General features: G+C 74.6%; 5 protein-coding genes. All 5 read left to right on the top strand.

Annotation, left to right across the window (positions count from 1 at the left end; genetic code table 11):
• Nucleotides 1–844, top strand: an 844-nt coding sequence (locus MHW47_RS30775) for a phosphopantetheine-binding protein (protein WP_239227157.1), incomplete at its 5' end; no start/stop codon positions are given.
• Nucleotides 841–1,623, top strand: coding sequence for a thioesterase II family protein (locus MHW47_RS30770; RefSeq protein WP_239227156.1), 783 nt, complete (start codon nt 841–843; stop codon nt 1,621–1,623). The genes MHW47_RS30775 and MHW47_RS30770, both read left to right, overlap by 4 nt.
• Before the next feature lie 52 nt (nt 1,624–1,675).
• The gene (locus MHW47_RS30765) at nt 1,676–2,707 is read left to right on the top strand and encodes a TauD/TfdA family dioxygenase (protein ID WP_239227155.1); all 1,032 of its coding nucleotides are present in this window, start codon (nt 1,676–1,678) and stop codon (nt 2,705–2,707) included.
• An 8-nt stretch (nt 2,708–2,715) separates the two neighbouring features.
• Complete coding sequence (locus MHW47_RS30760; RefSeq protein WP_239227154.1) at nt 2,716–4,542, top strand: non-ribosomal peptide synthetase; 1,827 nt, start codon at nt 2,716–2,718, stop codon at nt 4,540–4,542.
• Between the two features lie 59 nt (nt 4,543–4,601).
• Nucleotides 4,602–6,027: condensation domain-containing protein (locus tag MHW47_RS30755; protein WP_239227153.1), on the top strand; the 1,426-nt coding region annotated here is incomplete at its 3' end.

Below are 6,027 nucleotides of genomic sequence, written 5' to 3'. Positions count from 1 at the left end.
CAACAAAACCGCCTACATCCTCGACGCCACCCTCCAACCCGTCCCACCCGGCGTCACCGGCCACCTCTACCTCACCGGCCACGGCCTCGCCCACGGCTACCTCAACCGCCCCGACCTCACCGCCACCGCCTTCATCCCCAACCCGTACGGCCCCGCAGGCACCCGCCTCTACCGCACCGGCGACCTCGCCCACTTCGACACCCACGGCAACCTCCACTACAACGGCCGCGCCGACAGTCAGGTGAAGATCCGGGGCTTCCGCATCGAACCCGGTGAGATCGAGGCTGCCCTGCTCACTCATCCGCACCTCACCCAAGCCACGGTCACCGTGCACCGCCGCCGGCTCGCCGCGTACGTCGTCACCGGAGCCGAGGCGGTGAGCACGGAGGACATCCGGCGGTACCTCACCGCCCGGCTGCCGGAGCACATGGTGCCCACCTATCTCACCGTCCTCGACCGCCTGCCCCTCACGCCCAACGGCAAGATCGACCGGCGTGCTCTGCCCGAGCCGGCGGCGGTCGTGTCCACGGGCCGGGCGCCGCGCACCCCGCTGGAGGAGACCCTGGTCGGTCTCTTCACCCGGACGCTGGGGGCCGAGGCCGCGCTGAGCATCGACGACGACTTCTTCCACCACGGCGGCCACTCCCTCCTGGGCGCCCGCCTCACCAACCACATCGCCGTCTCGCTCGACGTCCGGCTCACCGTCCGTGACGTCTTCGAGCACCCGACCCCGGCCCGGCTCGCCGAGCACATCACCGCGTTGAAGGCCGCCCCGGCCGCCAGGGCCAAGAAGGCCCGGCCCGCACTCCGCCGTCGTACCGAGACAGAACGGATCAGCTCATGACCTCCGCCTCCCCCGCCCCCGAAGACGTCGTCTGGGACCTTCCCGGTGACGGCCCGCACCGACTGTCGCTGCTGGTCCTGCCGCACGCCGGGGGCAACGCCCACGCATACGGCGGCTGGCGCGAGCACCTGCCGGCCGAGGTGCGGCTGCTGATCGGCCAGTACCCGGGCCGCGGCGCCCGCTACTGCGAGGAGCTGCCGCTGTCGGTGGACGACCTGGCGCAGCCCGTGGTGGACTCGCTGCCCGCCGACACCGGTGAGCTGGTGGTGCTCGGGCACAGCATGGGGTCGCTGGTCGCGTTCGAGGTGGTACGGGCGCTGCGCGCCGCCGGCCGCACGCCGCGCCTGCTGATCGCCTCCGCGTGCCGGGCCCCGGTGCTGCCGAACCAGTGCCCCGTCCACCCGGAGCTGCTGGACGACGACGAGCTGGTCGCCGCCATCAAGGAGCGCGGCGGCACCGACGACGGCATCCTGGACGACCCGGAGCTGCGGGAGATCGTCCTGCCGTCGATCCGGGCGGACTTCGCGATCGACGACGCCTATCGGTGCACCGCCCCGGACGCCCGGCTGGACTGCCCGGTCGCCGTGTTCGGCGGGGACGCCGACCCGATCGTGCCGGCCGGGATGCTCGCCGGCTGGTCGCTGGTGACCGGCCACGAGGTCGTGCCGCAGGTGCTGCCCGGCGACCACTTCTACTTCCAGCAGGACCTGGCGGGCTTCTTCGCCCGGCTCAATCCCGTCCTGGACGCCGTGCGCGACTCCGCCGCCGCGTCCGCGTAACCCCTCCCCCCTTCCGACCCCGCCCCAGCAAGCCGAGAAAGAGGAACCCACCGTGACCGCTCTCGCCCAGCCGCCCGCCACCGGTATCGCCCCCGTCCGGGAGCCCGGCAAGCCGGTGATCGTCCACACGCCGGAGTTCGGCTCCATGGCGGAGGCCACCGCGTGGCTGACCGCCCAGCGGGCCGCGATCCAGGCCGAACTGCACCGGTCCGGTGCGGTGATGCTGCGCGGACTGCCGGTCCGGGACGCGGCCACGTTCGCCGAGGCGCGGGACGCGCTGGTCGCCGAGCGGGCCGGGTACAAGGAGAAGGCGACCCCGCGCACCGACTTCGGTGAGGGCGTGTTCTCCTCCACCGACCTGCCGGCCGTCCAGCCGATCCGGCTGCACAACGAGAACAGCTACACGCTGGACTTCCCCGGTGTGCTGCTGTTCGGCTGCGTCACCGCGCCCGAGACCGGCGGCGCCACCACCGTCGGCGACATGCGGGCCGCGCTGGCGATGCTGCCGCCGGAGCTGACCGCGCGGTTCGCGGAGGCCGGCTGGCTGCTGGTGCGCAACTACTCGGACCTGGCGGGAATGCCGTGGCGCAAGGCGTTCTCCTCGGAGGAGCCGGCCGGGGCGCAGGAGTACTGCGACGCGCACGCCATCGGCTACGAGTGGCTGGACGAGGACACCCTGCGGACCCGGCAGCGGCGGTCCGCGATCATCACGCACCCGGTGACCGGCGAGCGCGTCTGGTTCAACCACTTCGCGTTCTGGAACGCCCGCAGCCTGGACGAGGACGTCCGCGAGGTGCTGGTCGAGACGTTCGGCGCGGACGGGCTGCCGTTCAACACCTACCTCGGCGACGGCACCGCCCTCACCGACGCGGAGGTGGACACCATCAACGACGCGTACCAGGCGGTCACGGTACGGGAGAGCTGGCAGGCCGGTGACGTGATGCTGGTCGACAACATCCTCTGCGCGCACGGCCGCGAGGCGTTCACCGGGGACCGGAAGATCCTCGTCGCCATGGGTGAGCCGGTCCCGCTATCCGACTGCTCGCCCGCCTCCGCCCCCTCCACCACCCTGTACGGAAAGTGAGCGCCGCCATGACCGCCGTACTCCCCGAGCGCCCGGCCGCCACCACCGCCGCGCACCCCGCCGGCTGCCCCTGCGCCCCCTGCGAGGCCGCCGGAACCGGCGCCGCCGACCTGATGGCCCGGCTCGCCGCCGTGCCCGGTGACCGCACCGCCGTCGTCGCCGGAGACCTGGAACTGTCCTTCGCCGAACTGCGGGAGCGGGCCGCCTCGTTCGCGTCCGGCCTGGCCGGGCTCGGCGTCGGCCCGGAGAGCGTCGTGGCGCTGTGCCTGCCGCGCGGCGCCGACCTGGTCACCGCGATCATCGGCACGCTGACGGCGGGCGCCGCCTACCTGCCCGTGGACCCCGCGCTGCCCGAGGAGCGGCGGCGGCTGCTCCTGACGGACTCCGGCGCCGACCTCGTGGTCACCGACCGCCCCGTCGCGGGGCCGGCCGGGCCGCGTACGGTCACCGCCGGCGAGCTGACCGCCGGCCGGGGCGCGGCGTTCGCGCCGGTTCCGGTGGGGCCGGGGGCGCTCGCGTACGTCATCTACACCTCCGGCTCGACGGGCCGGCCCAAGGGCGTGGAGATCGCCCGGGGTTCGGCGTCGCTGCTGCTGCGGGAGCTGGAGGACGAGGGCGCGGCGAGCGGCGCGGCCCGGCGCGTCGGGTGGAACGCCTCGCCGTCGTTCGACGCGTCGGTGCAGCAGTGGGTGCGCCTGTCGCGCGGGGACACGCTGGTGATGATCGACGAGGAGACCCGGCGCGACCCGGCCCTGCTGGCCGCCTTCGTGGACGACCGGGGTCTCACGGACCTCGACATCACCCCGTCGCACGCCGAACCGCTGCTCGATCTGCTCACCCCGGACGGGGGTCCGCGCCCGCTGACGCTGCTGGTCGGCGGCGAGGCGATCGGGCCCGCGCTGTGGGACCGGCTGGTGGAGGCGCGGCGGGCCGGGCTGCTGCGCGCGGTGAACGTGTACGGGCCCACCGAGTGCACGGTCGACGCGACGGCCGGCTGGATCGAGGAGCCGGGCGAGCCGCACATCGGCGCCGTGCTCCCCGGGCTGCGGATGCGGCTGCTGGACGAGCGCCTGGCGCCGGTCGGTCCGGGAGAGGCCGGGGAGCTGTATCTGGCCGGTCCCCGGATCGCGCGGGGCTACCGGCGCGGCCCGCACCTGACCGCGCAGCGGTTCGTCGCCGACCCGTTCGGCGCGCCGGGTGAGCGCATGTACCGGACCGGGGACCGCTGCCGGCTGCTGCCGGACGGGCGCCTGGTGCACCTGGGGCGGCTGGACGGGCAGGTGAAGCTGCGCGGGCACCGGATCGAGGTGCAGGAGATCGAGGCCGCGCTCGGCCGGGCCGGGGCCGCCGAGGCGGCGGTGGTGCTGGGCGAGGACGCCGGGGGCACCCCGTGCCTGATCGCCTACCACCGGGGCGGGGACGGCGAGGGGCTGCGTACGGCCGTGGCGGCGGTACTGCCCGCGTACATGGTGCCGTCCGCGTTCGTCGCCGTGGACCGGTTCGCGACGACGCCCAGCGGCAAGCTGGACCGGGCGGCGCTGCCGGCCCGGATCGAGGCGGCGGCGCCCGCAGGCGACCCGGCGGGTGCCGGTCTCGGCGGGCGGGCCGAGGAGCTGATCGCCCGGGTGTGGGCGCAGGTGCTGGGCGCCTCGTCGATCGGCCCGGACGACAACTTCTTCAAGCTCGGCGGCCACTCGCTGCTCGCCATCAAGCTGGTCTCGCGGGTCCGTGCCGAGCTGTCCGTCGCCCTGCCGGTGAAGGCCGTCTACGCCCACCCGAGGCTGCGTGATCTCGCCGCCCACATCGAGGAGTTGTCGGCCGCCGCGGATGGCTGACCGCTTCCGCCCCGGCCCCTTTCCCCGCCCGCCCCCGCCCTTCCCGAGGAGCAGCAACCGTGATCCCCCTCTCGTACGCGCAGCACCGGCTGTGGTTCCTGAACCGTCTCGAAGGCCCGTCGTCCGCGTACAACGCGCCCGTGGTGCTGCGGCTGGACGCGGTGCCCGACCGGCCGGCCCTGGAGGCGGCGGTGCGGGACGTGGTGGAGCGCCACGAAGTGCTCCGCACGGTGTACCGGGCCGTGGACGGGGAGCCGTACCAGCACGTCGTCGGCGATCCCGGCGTGCGGCTGGAGGTACGGGAGTGCGGGCCGGACGACGACGTGGACGCGCGGGTCACCGCCTTCGCGCGGCTGCCGTTCGACGTGACCCGCGATCTGCCGCTGCGGGCCCGGCTGTTCACGGTGCACGAGGGGGGCGCCGTGCTGGTGCTGCTCGTCCACCACATCGCGACGGACGGCTGGTCCGTCGGCTGTCTGCTCAAGGACCTCGACCGCGCCTACACGGCCCGGTGCGAGGGCCGCGCACCCGGGTGGGAACCCCTGCCCGTGCAGTACGCGGACTACGCGCTGTGGCAGCGGGACATGCTCGGCGACCCCGCCGACCCCGACAGCCTGGCGTACGAACAACTCGCTTACTGGCGCGAGGAACTGGACGGTGCTCCGGCCGCGACCCGGCTGCCCGCCGACCGTCCCCGCCCCACCGAGCCGAGCCACCGGGGAGCGCTGGTCACCGCCCGCCTCTCCGCCGCCGCCCACAAGGCGCTCGCCGCCACCGCCCGCGACCGTCGCGCGACGTTCTTCATGACCGCACGGGCCGCCCTCTGCGCCGCGCTGGAGGCGGCCGGGGCGGGCCCCGACGTGGTGGTGGGAACCCCGGTGGCGGGCCGGCCCGAGGAGGACCTGCACGACCTCGTCGGATTCTTCGTCAACTCGCTCGCCCTGCGCGCCGACCTGTCCGGCGACCCGGACCTCGGCACGCTGCTCGACCGGGTCCGCACACGGGACCTGGCCGCCATGGCCCACGAGGACCTGCCGTTCGACCTGCTCGTCGAGGACCTCAACCCGGAGCGCTCCCTCGGCCTGCACCCGTTCTTCCAGGTCATGCTCACCACGCAGACCGCGCAGGACACCCACTGCGCCCTGGGCGCCGTATCCGGCACCCTCGACGCCGCGGACCTGGCCACCGCCAAGTTCGACCTGAGCTTCAACTGTGCCGAGACGTACCGCCGGGACGGCGAACCCGACGGAGTGCTGCTCGGCCTGAGCTACGCGACCGACCTGTACGACGAGGGGACGGCGCGGCTGCTCCTCACCCTGTTCCACCGCGCGCTGACCGCGTACGCGCAGCAGCCGGCCCGCACACCGCTCAGCCGGGCCGGGCTGCTCTCCGCCCCGGAGCGCGCGGAGATCGACCGCCGCCACGAGGCGCTGGAGCGGGCCGCGCGGCGGGCCGCCGAGGCGCCGGACGGGCCGCGTGACGGCG

It is taken from the genome of Streptomyces sp. OfavH-34-F (assembly GCF_022347745.1).
GTDB lineage: Bacteria > Actinomycetota > Actinomycetes > Streptomycetales > Streptomycetaceae > Streptomyces.
This window is presented reverse-complemented; position numbering and strand designations above follow the sequence as displayed.

Bases quoted from the DNA above. Each gene is read 5' to 3' on its own strand.
- MHW47_RS30770 (WP_239227156.1), top strand. From the start codon at position 841: ATGACCTCCGCCTCCCCCGCCCCCGAAGACGTCGTCTGGGACCTTCCC.
- MHW47_RS30760 (WP_239227154.1), top strand. From the start codon at position 2,716: ATGACCGCCGTACTCCCCGAGCGCCCGGCCGCCACCACCGCCGCGCAC.